The organism is Frigoribacterium sp. CFBP 8766 (assembly GCF_014841435.1).
Taxonomy (GTDB): Bacteria; Actinomycetota; Actinomycetes; order Actinomycetales; family Microbacteriaceae; genus Frigoribacterium.
Map to the genome: position 1 here is coordinate 743251 of NZ_JACYTX010000002.1, position 20328 is coordinate 763578.

At 75.7% G+C, this 20328-nt stretch carries 19 protein-coding genes; 6 read left to right on the forward strand and 13 right to left on the reverse strand.

Going from position 1 to position 20328, the window contains the following annotated elements; all coding sequences use genetic code 11:
* Positions 1-17: 17 nt before the first annotated feature.
* From IFT90_RS09260 to IFT90_RS09280, 5 genes are read left to right on the forward strand one after another with little or no spacing between them, the layout of a single operon-like run.
* Complete coding sequence (locus IFT90_RS09260; RefSeq protein ID WP_192041922.1) at positions 18-1538, forward strand: ABC transporter substrate-binding protein; 1521 nt, start codon at positions 18-20, stop codon at positions 1536-1538.
* A complete protein-coding gene (locus tag IFT90_RS09265) occupies positions 1535-2488 on the forward strand; it encodes an ABC transporter permease subunit (RefSeq protein WP_192041923.1) in 954 nt (317 codons plus the stop codon). The genes IFT90_RS09260 and IFT90_RS09265 overlap by 4 nt, the downstream gene beginning before the upstream one ends.
* On the forward strand, positions 2485-3426 hold the full coding sequence (locus tag IFT90_RS09270; RefSeq protein WP_192041924.1) for an ABC transporter permease: 942 nt from the start codon (positions 2485-2487) through the stop codon (positions 3424-3426). Before IFT90_RS09265 ends, IFT90_RS09270 begins: the two co-directional genes overlap by 4 nt.
* On the forward strand, positions 3423-4196 hold the full coding sequence (locus IFT90_RS09275; RefSeq protein WP_192041925.1) for an ATP-binding cassette domain-containing protein: 774 nt from the start codon (positions 3423-3425) through the stop codon (positions 4194-4196). The genes IFT90_RS09270 and IFT90_RS09275 overlap by 4 nt, the downstream gene beginning before the upstream one ends.
* Positions 4193-5023, forward strand: a complete 831-nt coding sequence (locus IFT90_RS09280; protein ID WP_371812205.1) for an ABC transporter ATP-binding protein — start codon at positions 4193-4195, stop codon at positions 5021-5023. The genes IFT90_RS09275 and IFT90_RS09280 overlap by 4 nt, the downstream gene beginning before the upstream one ends.
* Before the next feature lie 9 nt (positions 5024-5032).
* Here IFT90_RS09280 and IFT90_RS09285 read toward each other — a convergent pair whose 3' ends face one another.
* From IFT90_RS09285 to IFT90_RS09305, 5 genes are all read right to left on the reverse strand, one after another.
* A complete protein-coding gene (locus tag IFT90_RS09285) occupies positions 5033-6481 on the reverse strand; it encodes an amidase family protein (RefSeq protein ID WP_192041926.1) in 1449 nt (482 codons plus the stop codon).
* A gap of 32 nt (positions 6482-6513) precedes the next feature.
* On the reverse strand, positions 6514-7125 hold the full coding sequence (locus IFT90_RS09290) for a GNAT family N-acetyltransferase (RefSeq protein WP_192041927.1): 612 nt from the start codon (positions 7123-7125) through the stop codon (positions 6514-6516).
* 136 nt (positions 7126-7261) lie between these two features.
* Complete coding sequence (locus IFT90_RS09295) at positions 7262-7948, reverse strand: uracil-DNA glycosylase (protein WP_192041928.1); 687 nt, start codon at positions 7946-7948, stop codon at positions 7262-7264.
* On the reverse strand, positions 7945-8688 hold the full coding sequence (locus tag IFT90_RS09300) for a Type 1 glutamine amidotransferase-like domain-containing protein (RefSeq protein WP_371812206.1): 744 nt from the start codon (positions 8686-8688) through the stop codon (positions 7945-7947). The genes IFT90_RS09295 and IFT90_RS09300 overlap by 4 nt, the downstream gene beginning before the upstream one ends.
* Positions 8685-9326 carry a phosphoribosyltransferase gene (locus tag IFT90_RS09305; protein ID WP_192041929.1) on the reverse strand — a complete coding sequence of 214 codons (642 nt, stop codon included), beginning with the start codon at positions 9324-9326 and terminating at the stop codon, positions 8685-8687. Before IFT90_RS09305 ends, IFT90_RS09300 begins: the two co-directional genes overlap by 4 nt.
* A gap of 195 nt (positions 9327-9521) precedes the next feature.
* Here IFT90_RS09305 and IFT90_RS09310 point away from each other — a divergent pair, with 195 nt between their 5' ends.
* Complete coding sequence (locus IFT90_RS09310) at positions 9522-9821, forward strand: hypothetical protein (RefSeq protein WP_192041930.1); 300 nt, start codon at positions 9522-9524, stop codon at positions 9819-9821.
* A 69-nt stretch (positions 9822-9890) separates the two neighbouring features.
* Here the strand turns inward: IFT90_RS09310 and IFT90_RS09315 are convergent, their stop codons facing one another.
* The 8 genes from IFT90_RS09315 to IFT90_RS09350 are packed head-to-tail and all read right to left on the reverse strand — an operon-like array spanning position 9891 to position 19854.
* The gene (locus tag IFT90_RS09315; protein WP_192041931.1) at positions 9891-10655 is read right to left on the reverse strand and encodes a YqjF family protein; all 765 of its coding nucleotides are present in this window, start codon (positions 10653-10655) and stop codon (positions 9891-9893) included.
* A gap of 13 nt (positions 10656-10668) precedes the next feature.
* The gene (locus IFT90_RS09320) at positions 10669-11580 is read right to left on the reverse strand and encodes a glycoside hydrolase family 16 protein (protein ID WP_192041932.1); all 912 of its coding nucleotides are present in this window, start codon (positions 11578-11580) and stop codon (positions 10669-10671) included.
* Entirely contained in the window at positions 11577-12971 is a 1395-nt protein-coding gene (locus tag IFT90_RS09325) for a hypothetical protein (RefSeq protein ID WP_192041933.1), read from the reverse strand. Before IFT90_RS09325 ends, IFT90_RS09320 begins: the two co-directional genes overlap by 4 nt.
* Positions 12968-14848 (reverse strand): hypothetical protein, encoded by a 1881-nt coding sequence (locus IFT90_RS09330; protein ID WP_192041934.1) that lies wholly within the window; start codon positions 14846-14848, stop codon positions 12968-12970. The genes IFT90_RS09325 and IFT90_RS09330 overlap by 4 nt, the downstream gene beginning before the upstream one ends.
* Positions 14845-16659, reverse strand: coding sequence for a glycosyltransferase family 2 protein (locus tag IFT90_RS09335; protein WP_199861749.1), 1815 nt, complete (start codon positions 16657-16659; stop codon positions 14845-14847). The genes IFT90_RS09330 and IFT90_RS09335 overlap by 4 nt, the downstream gene beginning before the upstream one ends.
* Positions 16656-17993 (reverse strand): hypothetical protein, encoded by a 1338-nt coding sequence (locus tag IFT90_RS09340; protein WP_192041935.1) that lies wholly within the window; start codon positions 17991-17993, stop codon positions 16656-16658. The genes IFT90_RS09335 and IFT90_RS09340 overlap by 4 nt, the downstream gene beginning before the upstream one ends.
* Positions 17990-18967, reverse strand: a complete 978-nt coding sequence (locus tag IFT90_RS09345) for a glycosyltransferase family 2 protein (protein ID WP_192041936.1) — start codon at positions 18965-18967, stop codon at positions 17990-17992. Before IFT90_RS09345 ends, IFT90_RS09340 begins: the two co-directional genes overlap by 4 nt.
* Positions 18964-19854 carry a glycosyltransferase family 2 protein gene (locus IFT90_RS09350; RefSeq protein WP_199861750.1) on the reverse strand — a complete coding sequence of 297 codons (891 nt, stop codon included), beginning with the start codon at positions 19852-19854 and terminating at the stop codon, positions 18964-18966. The genes IFT90_RS09345 and IFT90_RS09350 overlap by 4 nt, the downstream gene beginning before the upstream one ends.
* Between the last annotated feature and the right edge of the window lie 474 nt (positions 19855-20328).

The following is a 20328-nucleotide window of genomic DNA, read 5'->3' on the forward strand; positions in this document are numbered from 1 at the left end:
AAGGCACCTCCACCGCCATGCGCCCCTCCCGCCTCCTCGTCCCCGTGGTCGCCGCCGCCGCCTCCCTCGCCCTGCTCGCCGGGTGCACCGCGGGCGGCTCCGACGCCCCGCGCGGCGGCGCCGACGCGACGGTCACCGTGGGCCTCGTGCTCGAGCCCTCCGACCTCGACGTCCGCACCACCTCCGGCATCGCCCTCGACCAGGTGCTGATCGACAACGTCTACCAGGGCCTCGTCGGCCGCACGCAGGACAACGAGATCGTCGACGTGCTGGCCCGCGAGCACACGATCAGCGCGGACGGCCTGACCTACACGTTCGCGCTGCAGGACGGAGTGACGTTCCACGACGGCGCCGCGATGACCGCGGCCGACGTCGTGTGGTCGCTGCAGCAGGTCGCCGACGACGAATCGCTCGCCGGCCACGCCGACCTCGCGTCGGTCGCCGACATCAGCTCCCCCGCCGACGACACCGTCGTGCTCACGCTGTCGCAGCCCGACTCGGCCCTGCTGTTCGCGCTGACCGGCCGTGCCGGGCTCGTGCTCGAGCAGGCGGCCACCAACGACCTCTCGACCACCGCCAACGGCACCGGGCCCTTCACGCTCGCCTCGTGGACCCAGGGCGACAGCCTCCGCCTCGAGCGCTTCGACGACTACTGGGGCGAGGCCGCCGGCGTCGCCGGCGTCGTGTTCCGCTACGTGCCGGACGGCTCGGCCGCGATCAACGCGACCCTCTCGGGCGACCTCGACGTGCAGACGGCGGTCGACGCGACCCTCGCCTCCCAGCTCGACGGCGTCGACGGCATCACGGTCGAGAAGGGCCAGACGACCGACAAGTACACCCTCGCCTTCAACAACGCGGTCGCCCCCTTCACCGACCCGCGGGTGCGCCAGGCGATCCGGATGGCCGTCGACAACGACGCGCTGATCGCGGCCGTCGGCGGCTCGGCCGTCGACCAGGGCGGACCGATCCCCGAGCTCGACCCGGGCTACGAAGACCTGACGGACGTCGACGCCTACGACCCCGACCAGGCGAAGCAGCTGCTGGCGGAGGCGGGCCACGCCGACGACCTCGACCTCACGCTCGAGTACGCGAACTTCTACCCCGCCGCGATCGGCGACGTGCTCACCACCCAGCTCGCCGACGTCGGCGTCACGTTGACGGTGCAGCAGGTCGACTTCACGACCTGGCTCAACGACGTGCTCGCGCCGCCCGCCGACGGCGGCACGCGCGACTTCCAGCTGAGCATGGTGAACCACGCCGAGACCCACGACTTCTCGAACTGGGCCGACCCGACCTACTACTGGGGCTACGACTCGGCTCCCGTCCAGCAGCTCTACGCCGAGTCGCTGGCCGCGACCGACCCCGACGTCGCCGCCTCCAAGCTCGCCGAGGCCGCCCGGATCGTGTCGGAGGACGCCCCGGCAGAGTGGCTGTACACCGCCACGACGCTGACGGCCGTGCGCGACGGCGTGACGGGCTTCCCGACGTCGTCCACCAGCACCCGCCTCGACCTGTCCGCGCTGGCCGTCTCGGAGTGACCCGCTTCCTGCTCGGACGCACGGCCCTCTTCGCCCTGGGGCTCGTGGTCGCGAGCGTGCTGATCTTCGCGACGCTCCGCCTCCTGCCGGGCGACGTCGCGCAGGCGATCGCGGGCACGACGGGCTCGCCCGCCCAGGTCGCGGCGCTGCGGGAGCAGCTCGGCCTCGACCGGCCGATCGCCGCGCAGTACCTCGACTGGGCGGCCGGGCTGCTGCGCCTCGACCTCGGCGAGTCGCTCGTGACGGGCACCCCCGTCGCCGACGAGATCGCCGAGAAGCTCGGCGTGACCCTGCCGCTGGCGTGGCTCTCGCTGGTCTTCGGGCTCCTGATCGGCGTGCCTGCCGGCGTCTGGGCCGCCGCCCGGCACCGCCGACCCGTCGGCCTCGTCGTCGGCGTCGGCTCGCAGCTGCTCGCCGCGGTGCCGGCCGTCTGGCTCGGCATGCTCCTCATCGCCCTCTTCGCGGTCACGCTCGGCTGGCTGCCCACCCAGGGCTGGCCCCTCGACGGCTGGCAGGACCCCGGGCGGGCGCTCCGCTCGCTCGTGCTGCCTGCCCTCACGATCGGGATCATCGAGGGTGCGGTGCTGCTGCGCTTCACCCGGTCGGCCGCCATCGGCGCGCTCGACCAGGACTACGTCCGCGCCGCTGCGGCCAAGGGCATGACGCTCGACCGCGCGCTCCTGCGGCACGGCCTGCCGAACGTGATGCTCAGCGTCGTCAGCGTGCTCGGCCTCCAGGTCGTCGGGCTCGTGGTGGGCGCCGTCGTCGTCGAGCAGCTGTTCACGCTGCCCGGCCTCGGCCGGATGCTCGTCACCGACGTCGGCCGCCGCGACCTCACCAAGGTCCAGGGCGAGCTGATGACGCTCACCGCGATCGTCCTGTTCGTCGGGCTGCTCGTCGACGTCGCCCACCGACGGCTCGACCCCCGGCTGCGCGAGGTCGAGCGATGAGGCGCGGCTCGTTCGTGCGCGCGCTGCTGCGCCGACGCCAGGGCGCGGCGGCCGTCGCCTGGCTGGCCCTCGTCGCCGTCGCCGCAGCGGTCAGCCCCTTCTGGACCCCGGCCGACCCGTTCCGCACGGATCCCTACTCGGCCTGGCTGCCCCCGTCGGGAACGCACCTGTTCGGCACCGACGCCGTCGGCCGCGACATCGCCAGCTACGTGATGGCGGCGAGCGGCACCACCGTGGTCGTCGCCGTCTCCGCCGGCCTCCTCGCGCTCGTCGTCGGGCTCGGCCTCGCCGCCCTCGGCTCGCTGACCGCCCGGATCGTGCGCGAGTCGGTCGCCGTGCTCATCGACGTCCTCGTCGCGTTCCCCACCATCCTGGTCGCGATGGCCCTCGCCGCGGCGTTCGGCGGGTCGCTCGGGGTCGTCGTGGTCGCCGCCGGCCTCGGCTACGGGGTGACGATCGCCCGCGTCTCCCGCAGCGAGATCCGCCGGGTCGCCCGAGAGGACTACGTCACCGCCGCCCGCGCGTCGGGCGCCGGGACCACGACGGTGCTGCTGCGGCACGTGCTTCCGAACATCGCGCCGGTCTTCGTCGTGCAGCTGTCGCTCGCGATGGCGACGTCGATCCTCGCGGAGGCGGGGCTGTCGTTCCTCGGCTACGGGGCGTCGGCCGAGACGGCCTCGTGGGGGCGCCTCCTCGCGGATCTCCAGAAGTTCCTCGGCGTGCACCCGTGGACGATCGTCTGGCCCGGGCTCGCGATCACGCTGACCGTGCTGGCGCTGAACCTGCTGGGCGACGCGGTGCGCGACGCCGCCGACCCGCGCCTCCGCGGGGGCGGGCGACGTGCCGCCCTGCCCGTGGACCCCGGCACCCCGGCCTCGCCCGCGGCCGCGCCCGACCCTGCCGACTCCCCCGCCGCCTTCCCCGGAGTGACCTCGTGAGCCTCGACGTCGGCGACCTGACCGTGACGATCGACGGGCGCCGCGTCGTCGACGGCGTCTCGCTGCACCTCGCGGACGGCGCCCGACTCGGCCTGATCGGCGAGTCCGGCTCGGGCAAGTCGATGACGACGCTCGCCGTCCTCGGCCTGCTGCCGCCGCAGGCCGTCGTGACGGGCAGCATCCGCCTCGACGGCCGCGAGCTCGTCGGCCTCTCCGACCGGCAGCTCGCCCCGTTGCGGGGAGCGACGATCGCCGCCGTGTTCCAGGACCCGCGCACGGCCCTCGACCCCGTCATGACCATCGGGCGTCAGGTGGCCGAGCCGCTGCGCCTGCACGGCCGCGTCTCCCGGGCCGACGCGCGCCGCCGGGCCGTCGAGGCCCTGGCCGAGGTCGGGCTCGACGAGTCGGTCGCGGACTCGTGGCCGCACCAGCTGTCGGGCGGCCAGCGGCAACGCGCCGTCATCGCGACGGCGCTCATCGCCCGCCCGGCCGTGCTGCTCGCCGACGAGCCCACGACCGCGCTCGACGTGACGACCCAGGCCGAGGTGCTCGCGCTGTTCCGCCGGCTGGTCGACGAGCGCGGGGCCTCGCTCTTGTTCGTGACCCACGACCTCGCGGTGCTGGCGCAGGTCGCCGAGGAGGCGGCGGTCCTGTCCCGGGGACGCGTGGTCGAGAGCGGGCCGGTCGCGCGCCTCCTCGGCTCGCCTGCCCACCCCGTGACGCGCGGCCTCGTCGAGGCCACGCGGGCGACGACCTGGAGGGCACCGTGACCGACTCGCACGCGCAGCACGACGCCGACGGCGCGGGCGCCGGGCCGCTGCTCCGCGGCCGCGGGCTCTCGCGCACCTTCACGCTGCCCCGCCGGTCGCCGTTCCAGCCCGGGCCCGTGCGGCACGCCCTCGTCGAGGCCGACCTCGACGTCGGGCGGGGCGAGAGCGTCGCCCTCATCGGCGAGTCCGGCTCGGGCAAGTCGACCCTGGTGCGCCTCCTGCTCGCGCTCGACCGGCCGACCGCCGGCACCGTGACGTTCGACGGGCGGGAGGTGCGTCCCGACCGCGCGTCGCGCCTCCGCTGGCTGCGCCGCCGCACGGGCGTCGTGCTGCAGGACCCGTACAGCTCGCTCGACCCCCGCATGCGGATCGGCGACGTCGTGGCCGAGCCGCTGCGCCTGCTGCACGTGCCGGGCGACCACGAGCGCATGGTCGCCGAGGTGCTCGACCGTGTCGGACTCGACCCGCGGGGCGTCGACCTCTGGCCGCACGAGCTGAGCGGCGGCCAGCGCCAGCGCGTCGCCCTGGCCCGTGCCGTCGTGCACGGCCCCGACCTGCTGGTCGGCGACGAGCCGATGAGCGCGCTCGACGTGACCGTGCGCGCTCAGATCCTCGGCCTGCTGGCCGAGCTGCGCGACGACCTCGGGCTGTCGCTGCTGATCGTCTCGCACGACGTGGGGCTCGTGCAGCACCTCAGCGACCGGGTGGCCGTGCTGCAGGGCGGCCGCATCGTCGAGCAGGGCGCCACCGCCGACGTGCTCGGGCGACCGCAGCACGACTACACGAAGCGGCTCATCGCGTCCGTGCCGACCCTCGACGGGTCCTGACCGCGTCCCTCACCAGCAGTCGGGGTGCCGCCGCTGCCACCGCAGGCGCCGCTCGAGCTGCGCGCCGATCGCGAGCAGCACGTCCTCGCGGCCCGGTCGGCCGATCAGCTGGACGCCGGCGGGCAGCCCGTCGACCTCGGCCACCGGCAGCGTGATCGCCGGCAGGCCCGCGACGTTGACGAACGAGGTGAACGGCGACACGAGGCACTGCTGCTCGAAGGCCCGCTCGGGGTCGTCGGCGTCGTGCCAGCCGAGAGCCGGCGGCAGCAGGGCGAGGGACGGCGTCAGCACGGCGTCGAAGCGGTCGAAGGCCGCGATGACGCTCTGCTCGAAGGCACTGAGGCCGGCGAGGGCGGCGCCCAGCTCGCGGGCGCCGAGCTCGCGGCCCCGGCGGACGAGCCACGCCGTCATCGGCTCGAGCAGGGCGAAGTCGTCCTCGGTCTCGGCCGGGATGCCCGCCGCGCCGGCCTGCCAGATCGTCCGGAACAGGGCCGCGTAGTTCGGGGACCCCGGGTCGGAGCCGGGCAGCGTCGCGTCCTCCACACCGTGCCCCAGCACGTCGAGCTGGTCGGCGGTGTCGCGCAGCACCCCGAGGAGGCGCGGGTCGACCCGGACGTCGTACGCGTCGTCCCACGGGCTGGCCGTCAGCACCCCGAGCTGGAAGCGCCCCTCGCCGCGGACGGCGGTGCCGAGCCACGCCCCGTCGGGCGAGCCGGGCGCCCGCAGGGCGAAGTGGTCGCGCGGTGCCCGGCCGTCGGGCGACACCATCGCGTCGAGCAGCATCGCGGCGTCGGCGACGGTGCGGGCGATCGGGCCGCCGACGGCGAGGCCGCCGAGGCTCGTGATGCCCGACTGCGCCGGCACCCGGCCGCGCGAGGGCTTGAGGCCGACGAGCCCGGTCATGGCGGCGGGGATGCGGATCGAGCCGCCGCCGTCCGAGCCGGGGGCGAACGGCAGCAGGCCGGCGGCGACCGCGGCCGCCGCTCCCCCGCTCGAGCCGCCCGCGCCGAGGTCGCGACGCCAGGGGTTGCGCGGGACGGGACCGGCGACGGGCTCCGTGTAGCCGGTGAGGCCGAACTCGGGCGTCGCGGTCTTGCCGAGGCTGACCGCGCCGGCCTCGCCCAGCACCGCGGAGATCTCCGAGTCCTGCTCGGCGACGCGCCCGCGGGAGAGCCGCGAGCCGAGACCGGTCGGCAGGCCGGCGCGGTCGGTGAGGTCCTTGTCGGCCAGGGGCAGGCCCCACAGCGGGGCGGTGCTGCGGCCGGCGCGCCCGAGAGCGTCGGCCCGGCCGCGCGCGGCGTCGGCCCCGACCGCGACGAACGCGCCGACGCCGTCGGCGCCGGAGTCGAGCCGGTCGATGCGCGCCAGGTAGTGGTCGGTCAGCTCGCGGGGTGTGACCTCGCCGCGGCGGAGCCAGTCCCACTGCTCCTGGGCGCTGAGGTGGTGGAGTTCGAACACGTCCCCGAGCCTAGGCGCAGGGCACTCGGCCCTCAGGTACGCGGCGCGGAGTCTCGACGGCGACGCTTCTTCAGCGACTTCTGCATCGTGACCGTGCCGAGCCAGCGGCCGAACTTGAAGCCGACCCGGCCCATCCGGCCCACCTCGACGAAGCCGAGCCGCGCGTGCAGGGCGATCGACGCCTCGGCCTTGGCGTCGGCGATGACCGCGATCATCTCGCGGATGCCGGCCTCCCTGCAGGCCTCGACCAGCGCCTCCAGCAGGGCCCGGCCGAGGCCACGGCCGGTCGCCGCCGCCCGGAGGAAGATCGACGTCTCGACCGTGTACCGGTAGGCGGCCTTGCCGCCCCACGGCGTCGCGTGCGCGTAGCCGAGCACCTCGCCTACCGGGCTGACCGCCACGAGGAACGGCATGCCGAGCTTCTGCCCGACGGCCGCCTTGCGCCGCCACTCGGCCAGGGTCGTCGCCTTCTCGTCGAAGGTCACGCTCGAGTTCGCGACGTAGTGGGAGTGGATCTCGCGGACGTACGGCAGGTCGGCGGGCTCCAGGGGCCTGATGTCGAACGAGAACACGGGCTCAGGGGCCGGCGCAGGGCGGAGCCGACGGGGCAGCTGCCGCCTCTGCTGGTATTCCTCCTCGAGCACGTCCCCACTCTGGCACGCCGCTGCCTCCTCATTCAGGAAGATCGGTCCTGGATCGCGCGACGGGGGAAACTCGAGTCCTGAACCATGCACGGTGCAGGACTCACGGCCCGAGGGTTCCTGAATCGCGCAGGCGGCCTCAGGGTCGGTCGGGCAGGCGCCAGTCGACGGGCGTGCCGCCCTGCTGGACGAGCAGCTCGTCGACCCGGCTGAACGGCCGCGACCCGAAGAACCCACGTGACGCCGAGAGCGGGCTCGGGTGGGCAGACTGCACGGTCGGCACCTCGCCGAGCACCGGCACCAGGGAGGCCGCGTCGCGCCCCCAGAGCAGGCCCACGAGCGGTCCGCCGCGGGCCGCGAGCACCTCGACGGCCCGCTGGGTGACGGGCTCCCAGCCCTTGCCGCGGTGCGAGCCGGCCTCGCCGGGACGCACCGTCAGCACGCGGTTGAGCAGCATGACCCCGTTGCGCTGCCACGAGGTGAGGTCGCCGTGCGCGACGGGCGGGTGGCCGAGGTCGTCGTGCAGCTCGCGGTAGATGTTCGCGAGGCTGCGCGGCACGGGCCGGACGTCCGGGGCGGTGGCGAACGAGAGACCGATCGGGTGGCCGGGCGTCGGGTAGGGGTCCTGGCCGACGACGAGCACCTTCACCTCGTCGAGCGGCGTCGTGAAGACGCGGAGGACGGCCTCGCCGGCGGGCAGGTAGCCGCGACCGGCGCGCACCTCGGCGCGGAGGTACTCGCCCATGTCGGCGACGAGCGGTGCGACGGGCACGAGCGCCTCGGCCCAGCTCGGGTGCACCAGGTCGGCGAGCGGACGCGCGATCACTCCGCGCCCAGCGAGCCGACGGAGACGCCGACGACGTCGCCCTGCTCGTCGACCTGCGGCTCGACGCGCCAGACGCTGCCGCGGCCGAGCACGGTCAGCGCGCCCTCCCCGACGACGAGGGCGGTGTGCTCGTCGATCGCGACGCCTCCTCGGACCATGCCCGCCTCGGTCGCGGCGACCAGGCGCGTGAGCGTGCCCCACTGGGCGGCGTGCACGTCGACGGCGAGGTCGACGAGGCCGAGGCCCTCGCCGAGCTCGACCTCGTCGAGGTCCTCCGCGGCGTCCTGGGGGCAGACGGGGACGTCGCCGATCAGCCAGCCGCCGAGCAGGGCCCGGTCGGCCGCGATCGCGGCACCGGCCGAGAACCCGACGTAAGGCAGGCCGTCGCTGACGAGGAGGCGCACCTGGTCGACCAGCGGAGCCACCGCCTCGAGGTAGGCCGGCGTCAGCCCGCCGCCGACGACGAGGCCGTCGACGTCGCTGAGCACCCGGGTGTCGAAGACGTCGCCTGCCTCGACGACGGTCGTGACGACCTCGCAGCGGCCGCCGGACGCGATGAGGGCGGGGAACCCGGTGCGCCACTCCTCCGAGGGCGAGTCGTCCGCGACGACGATCAGCACGCCGACGCGCGGGACGTCGCGCCCGACCGCGCGGCCGCGGGCCGCCGCCTCGGCGACGAAGAGGTCGTAGAGCCCGGGCTCGTCGGGTGCCCAGCCGCCGCCCACCAGGTGGATGCTCACGAGGCGTCCCCCTGTCCGGCGTCGCGGGTCACCGGGGGCAGGGCGCTCCAGGGGAAGGTGATCCACTGGGAGGTGCGCTTCCAGGTGAAGTCGGGCTCGAGGATGGTCTGCGGCTTGCTGTAGAGGCAGACGGTGCGCACCTCGGAGGCGACCTCGGCGAGCAGGTCACGGACGAGGGCCAGGGTGCGGCCCGAGTCGGAGACGTCGTCGACGACGAGCACGCGCTTGCCCGCGAGGGCCGGGGCGTCGAGCGTCGGCGGCAGCAGGACGGGCTCGGGCAGGCGCTCGTCGACGCCGGTGTAGAACTCGACGTTGATCGACCCGCACATCTTCGTGTCGAGGGCGTACGAGATGGCGCCGGCGAGCACGAGGCCGCCGCGGGCCACGGCGACGATGACGTCGGGCGTGAAGTCGGCGGCGACGACGTCGCGGGCGAGGTGCCGGGCTGCCTCGCCGAACTCGAGCCAGCCCAGGACCTCGCGCTCGCCCGACGGTGCGGGACCGGGATCAGAGGAGGCGGCGGCTGCGGCAGGCGCAGCGGCGTCGGGATCTCCCGCCACGTCGTCCTCCACCACGACGGAGGCCGCTCCGGCCGACGAGGGGTCGAGGTCGGACGGGGCGTCGGGTGAGGAGACCATCCCGCAACCGTACCGGGCCAGGGCGCGCTCGGCGACGCCCGTCGCGCGTCGGGACGTCCCGACCGGTCGGCCCCCGGACCTCGTCGGCAGGTGGGCGGGAAGTCGGCGGAGGTCGGGCCCTGAGGTGCCGGGGCGACGAGCCGCTCTGCGTCGTGCGACGCCTTCTGCGGGCTGGTGAGCTCTAGGATCAGCGTCATGAGCGACCCTTCCTCTTCGCTGCCCACGTCCGACCTCACCTCGGCAGCGCTCACCGACGAGCAAGGATCCCTCGCCGTCACCGCTCGCGAGGAAGTCCAGGCGTTCCTCGCCAGCTCTGCCGAGGACGTCCACGACGCGGCCGCGGCCGCCGTCTCCGCCCTGGAGGACGCCGTCGATGCCCACGTCCCCGTCGAGGACCTCTCGGCGGCGCTCGACGCGAGCCCGGAAGCCGTCCAGGCGATCATCGACCACGACGTCGATCTCGAGGCGCTGCACCCCGACAACAACGTCGACTGACCACGACGCGTCAGCCTCCGCCAGTCCACCGTCGGCACCGGTCCGGGTCCGGCCGGCGCCCGGGCCCCGTCACCGGCCGGGCTGCTCCCACCGACCGCCGGGAGGCGCGAACACCGTGTCGACGCCGTCCGACCAGAGCAGCGAGTCGGGCTCGCGGTCGGTCACCCCGGGCAGGCCCGAGTCGGCGACGAGCTCGTCGTCGAGGTCGACCAGCTCGGCGCGGCGCAGCGACCACGACGCGTGCTCGTTCGGCCAGTACCGGGTGCGTCCGCCGCGGGCCACGTGCATGCCCCACCGGCCGGTGAGGAAGTCCGCGAGGGGGTCGCCGACCACCTCGTCGGCGAGCGGGCGGACGGCGAGGCGGCTGGACGGCCGCGCTCCGGGGCCGTGGCGGCGGGATGCGTACTCGACGACGCCTCCTCGTTCGCGCTTGCTCATCGACGCCCAGCGGTAGGGCAGGCCGAGGCCGGCCTGCGCGCCGAGCACCGGCAGCAGCTTCTGCGCCTCGAGGGTGCGGAACACGACGCCGCGACGGCCGAGGTCGTCGACCGAGTAGAGCCGCACGTTCGTCTCGAGGAACGAGCCCGCCCACGGCACGGCCGGCATCGGCCCGAACGCGCTGCCCGAGAGGCGGAACGGGATGAGCCCCACCCAGGTCGACCCGTCGTGGACGTCGGGCCGGGTGCCCGGCGGCAGCAGCGGCGCGACCCGCTCGGGCTCCACCCGCCAGTGCGCGAACGCCAGGCCGCCCCAGTGCTGACGCACGAAGGGGCGACGGAGCAGAGGAGGCGCGGTGGCGGACACCGGGGAGGCGTCGCGCGGGGAGGCGGTCATGACGCCACGCTAGCTACCCCTCCGTCGCGCGCACCCAGTCGACGACCATGCGGCTCTCAGCGGGCGTCGTCTCGTCGGGCGAGCCCGGCCAGCGGCCGCCGACGGCGAGGGAGAACAGCACGTGGAACGGCTGCGTGAACACCCACCGCAGCCCGTCCGGCGCGGACGCGCGGTCGACGAGCTGCACCTCCTCGTCGTCGATCGTCCAGGTGACGGCGTCGGCGGTGCGCGTCACCGCGAAGACGTGGAAGTCGTCGGAGAGGGGGACGTCGTGGAACGCGTCTCCCCCGGCCTGCGCGTCGGTCGTGGGCGCCGTGAGCGTGCCGCCGTGCAGCAGGTGCGTCGAGGTGCCGGTCGAGAACGGGGTCTCGACGACGTCGACCTCGCCGGCAGCCGGCCAGCCGATGGTGTCGACCGAGTCGCCGAGCAACCAGAAGGCAGGCAGCAGGCCGGTGCCGTCGGGCAGCCGGATGCGCGCCGCGACCGTGCCGGCCCCGAACGACCGCTTCGTCTGGGTCGTGATCCGTCCCGACGTGGCCGAGCCGTCAGCACCGACGGTCGCGGTGACGACGAGGTGCCCGTCGCCGTCGAGCACGGCCGCGTCGGCCGTGTACGTCTGCAGCTCGTCGTTGCCCCAGCCGCCCGCGCCGGTCTGCGCCGTCCACGACGCGGCGTCGGGCGATGCACCCGCCGGGCCGTCGAACTCCTCGGTCCAGGCCGCGTCGCCGAGCGGGGCCTCGCTGCCGGTCGCGGCGCGCACGACCGGCACGACGACGGAGGCGCCCACCAGGACGAGGGCGAGCACCCCCGAGCCGCCGGCGACGACGCCCGCGACCACGGCAGGGCGCGCCGCGAGGCGGCCCGCGTGTCGGGCGACTCGGCGGCCGACCGGGCCGTCGTCCCCGCGGCCGGCGTGTCGACTCACGACGCCTGGTCCGCCGTGCCGACCCCCAGGGCGTCGAGCAGCGCGACCGGCTCGGTCAGCACCCGCCGCGCGGCCCGCTCGACGACCTCGGGCGACGGGGCGCCCGCCCCGAGCGCGACGGTCACCTGCACCACCCCGTCGACGACGAGCAGCTGCACGCTGACCGCGCCGGGGCCGACCGGGTCGACGGCGTACGCCGCCTCGGCGGGGCGGCCGTCGCGGACCCACGGCAGGCGCTGGATCGAGCGGACGACGCCGACCGAGCTGAGCGAGACGCGCGCGGGGACGCTGCCGGGACGGGCCGGGAAGGGTCCTGGTCCGCCGGATGCCGTCGCCGAGGCGGATCGGCGCGGCCTCAGCGTCTCGCGTACGGCACCGATCGCGAGGGCGGCGAGCGGCCGTCCCGACGACACGGTCGCCCGCAGTGCCCGCTCCACGGCGAGGGCGTCCAGGCCGCCGCCGATCGGCAGGGCGGTGACGAAGTTGCCGGGCACCTGGTCGTCTCCGTCGAGCCACTGCCGCACGTCGTAGACGACGTCGCTCAGCGGGTCGAGGTCGACCCCCTCGTCGAGCAGGGCACGGCGGAGCATCACGAGCACCGCGGCGGCGAACGACGGGGCCGGGTCGACCTCGCGGAGGCGGCGGCGGAGCGCCCGGTACGCCTCGGCGGTGCCCTCCGCACGGACGACGGCCACGCGGTGCGGGGCCGGGCCGCCCGCGGACGGAGGCGGAGCGGAGCGGGCCGCGTCGACGTGGGCGTCGTGCTGCGCCTCTGCCCGGGACGCGGGCGCCAGGGCGCCTCCTCGGCTGGCGCCCCGGCTGGCGACGAGATCGAGCACACGACGCGGGTGGCGCACGAAGGTCGCGACGAGGGCCGACACGAGCGGACGTCGCGCCCCGACCGCGGTGATCCACTCGGGCATGGCCGAGCCCGCGGCGAGGTCGATCAGCGCGCCGGGCAGGGCCGCGGTGAAGCGGGCGTCGACCACGGCGTGGTCGTAGACGGCGAGGAGGTGCTGGCCGGAGAGCACGAACTGCACCGGCAGCGAGCGGTCGACCCGGTCGGCGAGCGCCGAGAGCGCCGCGGACGCGTCGAGCCGGCCGAGCTCGCCGGTCTCGTCGACGACGACCATGCGCTGCACGGCCGCGTCGAGCCGGGCCGCGTCCCAGGTCCAGTGGCCGGGCCGGCCCGGGAGCAGCCCGACGCGGGCGTCCGGGCCGACGGAGGCGACGCGCCGGAGCGCCGCCACGAGCGCCTCGCGGGTCGGCAGCTCGAGCGGACCGAGCCGGCTGAGCACGTGCCAGGAGGCGGCGAGGCGGTCGAGGGGCGGCATCCGGAGCTGGCGGGGCGCCTCCGGGACGTCGCGGGGGCGGGGCTGCGTGACGGTCACGATCGGTCCTGTCGGTCGGGGGCGGCGGGGCTGGTGCCCTCGAGCACCCAGAGCTGCACGCCGCCGTCGTCGACGACGCTCGTCCAGCGGTCGTCGGCGTCGAGCTGGTCGGCGAACCGGTCGAGGGCGCCCGCGGGGTAGAGGCCGTACAGGTCGCCGTAGTCGCGCATCTGCTGGGTCAGGAGGAGGTAGGTGGGCTCCCCCTCGAACACGAGGTCGCTCGTGAGGTCGCGCTCGACGGCGGGCTCGTCGAACGACTCGCCGAGCCAGCCCTCCCAGGTCGTCATGCTCGCGTCGTAGAGCGGGTCGGCCGCGGCCTGGGCGACATAGTCGCCGACCATGCGGCCGGGGCCCACGGGGACGGGGCTGAGGAGGCGGGACGGGACGGGCATGGTCCGCAGCAGCTCGCTGCCGACCTCGACGGCGCGCGGCTGCACGACGTTGGCGAACCAGCCGCCGTAGTAGGCCTGGGCGCTGCCGAGGGCGGCGGCGACCACCAGCACGGCCGCGACGAGCGGGACCACGGCGCGGGGAGCGCCGGGCGCACGCGGCACGAGGAGGCGCGTCACCACCGGCGCGACGAGCACGACGCAGCCGGGCAGCGAGTAGAGGTACACCCGGAAGAGGGCTTCTCCCCCGTAGCTCTGGCCGGCGAGCAGGCCGAAGGGCGCGAAGGCGAGCACCGCGGCGACGAGCACGTGCTGGCGACGCGCCACGGCTCGCGGGTCGAGCCGACGGTCGACGACGCGGGATGCTCCTCGACGGAGGCGCCCGGCCAGCAGCCCGTGGCCCGCGACGCCCCCGGCGAGCGCCCACAGCGCCACCGCGGTGCCGCGTGCAGCGAGGGAGGTGACGGTCTGGCCGGTGCTGCCCGCCCCGGTCTGCGGCGTCCGGGCGTTGGCCAGCGGGTCGGCCCCGGAGAACAGCGCCGACGAGCCGAGGTCGGCCGTGTGCAGCAGCAGCCAGCCCCCGGCGGCGAGCCCGAAGGCGAGGCCGAGCCAGCGCGGGCGGACGACGCCGAGCGCGCCGAGGGCGAGCGCGGCGAGGACGAGCCAGTACGGCGTGAGCTGGTGGGTCACGACGACGGCCGCGAAGGGCACGACGGCGAGCAGCCCGAGGGCCGGGCGACGACGGCTGTGCACGAGCAGGACGAGCACGCCGAGCGCGAGGACCCAGCCGACGGCCTGCGGCGACAGGTAGTCCTGCCCCACCCAGCCCAGCGCCTGGGCCAGGAACGCGGCGACGAAGGCCTGGCGGTGGGTCTGCCCGAGGCCCCGGGCGAGCGAGAACACGGCGAGGACGGCGAAGGCCTGGACGAGGACGGCGAACCACTGGGCCAGGGCGATCGGCGTGGTCCCCGTGACCGTGCAGAACCAGGCGACGGCGCTGAAGGCCCCCGGCCAGCCGCCGTAGATGTCCACCCCGGTGGCGACCGACCCGTGCTGCTGGACGTAGTCGATCACCCCCAGGTGCTTGTACGTCCAGCCGTAGATCGGCTCGGCGGTGCCGAGCGCGGTGGGCAGCCTCAGGCAGGCGAGCGACACGGCGAGCGCCAGCACCCGGTCGGAGGCACGTCGGCCCCGCAGGGCGAGGACCGCCGCCACGGCCGACAGGGCGATCGACGCCGGGACCCCGGGCACCGTGCTGAGCAGGAGGCCGAGGGTGGTGTGCCGTGAGTCGGGGATCGCGGGGAGGGACCCGAGGCAGAGGGCCACGGCGACGGCCATCAGGAGGCGGGCGGGCGTGACGTGCGCACGGACCGCCTCGGAGGTGCGGGCGACGCGAGCGGTGCGGGCGACGCGTCCCGGGACGGTGCGCCGAGCCTCCTCGTCCCGTCGGGCGCCCGGCGCTGCGGGACGGTCGAGCAGGTCGGTCACGAGGCGGTCCCGCCGACGACCCGCGCGACCCGGCGACCGCTGCCGGCGCTCAGCCTCGCGAGGCGGAGGGCGCCCGCGACGACGAGCGCGACCCCGAGGCCGGCGAGCACGAGCCGTGGCGACCACAGCGCGGTCGTCGCGGCCGCCGTCGTGAGCAGGACGACCAGGGAGAGCCCGGTGACGGGCACGACGACGGCCGCGGCCGAGCGTCGGAGGCGCAGCCACGACGCGAGGACCGCTCCCGGGCCGATCAGCACGGCTGCCGCGACGAGGGGCAGCTGGAGCCAGGACGGCAGCAGCCCGGGCGCGGCGACGAGGGCGGCCGCCCCGGAGAGCACGGCGGCACGGGCGGCGAGACGGCGCACGTCGGCCTCGGAGCGGACCGTTGCCGTTGCCGTTGCCGGAGCAGGGCTCGTGGCCGTGGTGCGGGGCCCGCGCACCTCGGCAGCCGGACCGCCGTCGTGGTCGTCGGCCGCCGCCTCCTCGGCCTCGCGGCGTGCGACCGCCCGCAGCTCGCGGCGGTACAGGCCGGGTCCGCGCAGCACGCTGGCGAGCTCGAGCCAGCCGATCCGCGACACCTCGCGGGCGAGCTCGGCGGCCGCGACGGCCTCGGCGCGGGCCCGGGCGACGGCCTCGGGCGCGGCTGTCCCGTCGGCGGGCACCGCCACGTCGGGCTGGGCGAGGCCCCCTCCGCCCTTGGAGAGCAGGCGCACCAGGGCCCGAGGGGCCCGGGTCGCCGCCTTCCGCCGCATGGGGCCGTCAGCGGCGACCTTCGTCAGCCAGGCTCCGAGACCGGTGCCGTAGCCGACCGACTGCTTGCGCAGGGCGGCCACGTCCGACCGGTGGCGGTGCCAGACCAACGCTGACGGCTCGACGACGAGCGCGTGGCCCGCGAACAGCGTGCGGGCGAAGACGTCGAGGTCCTCTCCCCCGTTCGTCGGCGTGCCGACGCCGAGGGCGCGGTCGAAGCCGCCGAGCTCGCGGGCAGCGGCCCGGGTGAGCGCGAAGTTCGCGCCGGTGCCGAACTCGCCGACCGAGAAGGGGAACATCGGCAGGTCGCGCGGCTGCTCGGCGAGGCGGTAGACGGCCGTGCGGACGTTGCCGGCCCACGAGACCCGGTCGTCGAAGTAACGCTGCACGGGCGTCCGCAGCTCGCCGCTCGGCACGAGGCCGGAGACGAGGGCGACGTCGGGGGCGAGGGCGAACCCTGCCTCGAGGCGCCGCAGCCACCACCGGTCGACGACCACGTCGTCGTCGGTGAAGGCGACCAGGTCGCCGGTGACGTGGCGGAGGGCCGCGTTCCGGGCGTTCGAGATGCCGGGTCGCGGCTCGGCGACGAGGGTGACCCTGGCGTCGTCGAACTCGGTCTCGACGAGGCGGCGCGTGTCGTCGGTGCGGGACGCGTTGTCGACCACGACGACGTCGAAGGACGGGTGGTCGAGCGCGAGCACGCTCGTCAGGGCCGACCGGAGGTCGTCGGGGCGGTCCCGGGTGCAGATGACCACCGTGACGCGTGACAGCCGCGCGGGCTCGGCGACGTCCTCGACCCGGGGAAGCGCGCGGAGCCCCTCCCGGAGCACCGCCACGTCGACCGTGCCGCCGACGACGGGCGCCTCGACGAACCCGAGCACGGTGTGCCGACGGCGGAGGAGGAACCGCGCCGTGGCGTAGCCCTCGTGGTCGACGAGGCGGAAGCGGTCGAGGGGCGTGTACGCCACCTCCGCCGCGTCCAGCTCGCCGACCCAGACGGCGCCGCTCCAGGCGGGCGCGACGGGGCTGGACATCGGGCGGGTGAGCAGGCCGTGGGTCACGAGGCCACCTCCAGGACACGGCGCGAACGCGCCAGGCCGACGACGCCGACGACCGCGAGGCCGAGGGTGACGCCGAGGACGAGGACGGCGACGCCGACGGCGCCCCCGGCACCGGCGGCCAGGACGGCCCCGGGGACGAGCACGGCGGTGGACGCCACGCTGCAGAGGAGGACGGGGGTCGTCCGGAGTCGGGCACGCTGCTGCGAGCCCCACACCTCGTAGGCCGTGCGGACGACGGAGGCGCCGGCCAGCAGGGCGAGGACGAGCGACCCCTCGGGGGTCGCGTAGAACGGCCCGAGCATCGACAGCAGCAGGGGCGAGGCCACGACGAGGCAGGTGGCCGCGACCGCGACGACGCCGAGCACGACGAGCCAGGTGCGGAACGCGACGGCGCCGACGAGGCCCTGCTCGCTCGACGCGTGGGCGATGAGCGACGTGCCCACGCTGACGACGACGAGGTCGAGCACGAGTCCGATCTGGAAGCAGAGGGCGAAGAGGGCCCCCTCCGAGGCCCCCGCGAAGGTCGTGACCACGAAGGGCAGGAGGAGCGCGCCCCCCATGTACAGGCCGTTGGCCGTGCCGTCGCGCAGGACGAAGGCACGGAACGACCGGCGCTCGGGCTCGCTGAGCGCGAGGGGCTCCCGGTGGCCGACCACGACGCCCAGGCGGCGCGGGACGAGCACGCCCCACGCGATCGCGACCGCGACGGTCGCGGGCAGCAGGGCCGCCACCACGATGGGCGAGCCGAGCGTGCCGAGGGCCACCACGACGACCGGCAGCACCGCGAGCTTCGCGACGTTGACCGGGCCGTTCAGGAGGAGCAGCCACTTGGCCGCGCCGAGGGCCGTGAGCACCGGGTCCTTGAGGACGAAGGCGGTCCAGACGACGACCGCCAGGGCCACGGCCACGACGGTCGCGACCGGCGAAGCGCCCGGGTCGACGAGGGCCGCGACCCCGAGCCCTGCCCCGAGGCCGGCGAGCAGCGCCACGAGGGCCGCGATCGCCAGCCCCAGCCGCAAGGCCGAGGCCCCGTGCCGGCCGTCGCTCGAGATCGTGACGAGCAGCGCGTTGCCGACCCCGCTCGACGCGATGGCCGCGGCGGCCGTCACGGCCGAGTAGACGGCCGTGTCGACGCCGAGGCGCTCGGGCGAGACGGTGCGGGCCGCGACGATCCAGAAGACGAAGCCGGCGCCGGAGGTGACGGCGTAGCCGCTGAGGATCCAGAGGGAGTCGCGCGTGACGCGACGTCCGACGGACGGCCGGGGAGGCGCCTCCTGGGCGGGACGAGGAGCGACGCCCGCCGGGGCCGCGCCGACGAGGGGCGCCGGGCTCACCGGCCGGCCCGCTCGAGGAGGTCGGCGGTCTCGGCGATCGAGCCCGCGCCTCCGAGGCGTGCACCCGCGACCGTGCCGAGGACGTAGCCGGCCACGGTGGCCGCCACGCAGGCGACGATCGCGGCCGCACGACGCAGCCCGCCGCGGCCCACGAGGCCGAGCTCGCGCAGCACGGCGCCGGGCAGGGTGCGCGAGAGGTAGTGCGACTCGGTCGACAGCGAGTCCTCCCGGCCGAGCTCGCGGGAGAGGGCGGCCTTCGACACGCCCTCGAAGAACCCGCGGCGCAGGAGGTACGACCACGTCACACGGTCGGGCGTCACCCGGTGCTGCACGAGGGCCGCAGGACGGAGCACGATGCGCGCGTCGGGGTCGTCCTGGCGGAGGCGGATGCAGAGCTGGGTCTCCTCGCAGCCGAGCGGGATGCGCCCGACGCGACCGGTGTCGAGGTCGAAGCCGCCCGCCTGGACGAGGTCCCAGCGGCGGAACGCCATCGTGCAGCCGAGCACGTTGCGGACGTCGGCGTCCCCCTCGGGCAGGCCGGCGTAGCTGCAGCCCACGACCCAGAGCAGCTCGTCGCTGTAGAAGCGGCGGCCTCCCGCGGGCCAGACCGGCTCGGCACGGCCGCCGACGCCCACGACGTCGAGGTCGACGAAGGGCTCGACGAGCAGGCGGACCCAGTCGGGCTCGGCGACGGCGTCGTCGTCGACGAACGCGACGACGTCGCCCGAGGCTTCGAGGACGCCGGTGTTGCGGGCCCCGGAGAGGCCGCGCCGCTGGGCGTTCTCGACGATCACGACGTCGTCCCAGCGGGCCCGGGCGAGGGCGAGGAGCTCGGGAGCGTGGTCGACCACGAGGACGATCTCGTCCGCCTCGGGCTGGGCCCGCACGGACTCGATCGACGCCTGGAGGTCGTCCCAGCGGCGCGTCGTGTAGGCGCACACGACGACGCTGACGCGCTGCGTCCAGCCGTTCACGCGACGATCCTGGCGGAGGAGGGGGCGGTGGCGCCCACGGCGTCGACGACGGCCGCGGCTGCGGGGGTCGGGGTCGGGGTCGGGACCACGGCGGTGACGGGTGTGGCGGAGAGGGCCGGCAGGCGGACGGCACGCCCGCGCCCCCGCTCGGCGAGGATCGTGCGCAGGACGCGGAGCCCGTCGCTGACGGCGTCGAGGTTGCTCTCGCCGTGGATGCGGGGCAGCTCGACGCTCGGGACCTCGGCGACCCGCAGGCCGGCGGTGGCGACGCGGCAGTTGATGATCGTCTCGATCTCGAAGCCGTCGCCCCAGAGCATGCGGCCGTCGGCCGGCGCGGGCGCACTGCTCGGCACGAGGTCGAGCACCGGCACGACGTGGGCCCAGAAGGCGTTGTAGCCGTAGCAGAGGTCGGTGTACCGGGTGCCGAGCAGGACGTTCGTCACGGTGTTGAGGAACCAGTTGCCGAGGCGGCGGACTCCAGTGATGTCGTCGCTCCCGCCGCCGGGGACGAACCGGCTGCCCTTGGCGACGTCCGCGCCGGCGAGCAGGGCGTCGACGAAACGAGGGATCTCCGCGGCGTCGGCGGAGCCGTCCGCGTCGAACATCACGACGACGTCGCCGGTGGCGGCCTCGAAGCCGCGGGCAAGGGCCGCGCCCTTGCCCCGGCGGGTCTCGGTCAGCACGACGATGTCGGGCATGACCCGGCGAGCCGCCGCGACGGTGTCGTCGACCGAGTTGCCGTCGACGAGGATCACCTCGTGCACGGCCGGCAGGGTGGGGAGGACGGTCTCGAGGTTGCGGGCCTCGTTGCGGGCGGGGACGACGATCGAGATGCGGGGGACGGCGGGGAGGGAGGGGATTGCGGGGACGTGCGGCGTGGAGCGCAAGGGTCGGGTCCTCTGGGGTAGGCGGACGCGTCGGGGCGCGCCGGACCGCGGCGCGGGGAGGCGCCACGGACCGACGCGATCCGCGCGGCGACGAGGGATCACTCGGGACGGAGGCCTCGCCTCGGGTAGGCGGGCCCCCGGGCGGACGGCCGATTCGGGTCGGGCCGTCCGTCGTGCGGCGGGGCCGATTCGGGTCGGGCCCCGCCGGGGGTCGTGAGAACCATAGGTCTGGCGTCTCTCACGGCGCCTGCCCCCTGATGGGGGGCACCCGGCCTCCGTCGCCCCCCGGTCACCCTCCGGCGGCGGTCCTCCGCGCCGTCGCCGCCGACCCGCGGTGTCCCCCCGTCCGGGTGGTGCGCCCCGACGCCCCCGGCCGTCGTCCGACTACGATCTGCCGCAGGCGTCGTCGATCCCGACCGACGGGGCCCGGCAGGTGGCGACGAGGCCCTGCTCAGCCCAACTCGAACGACAGGT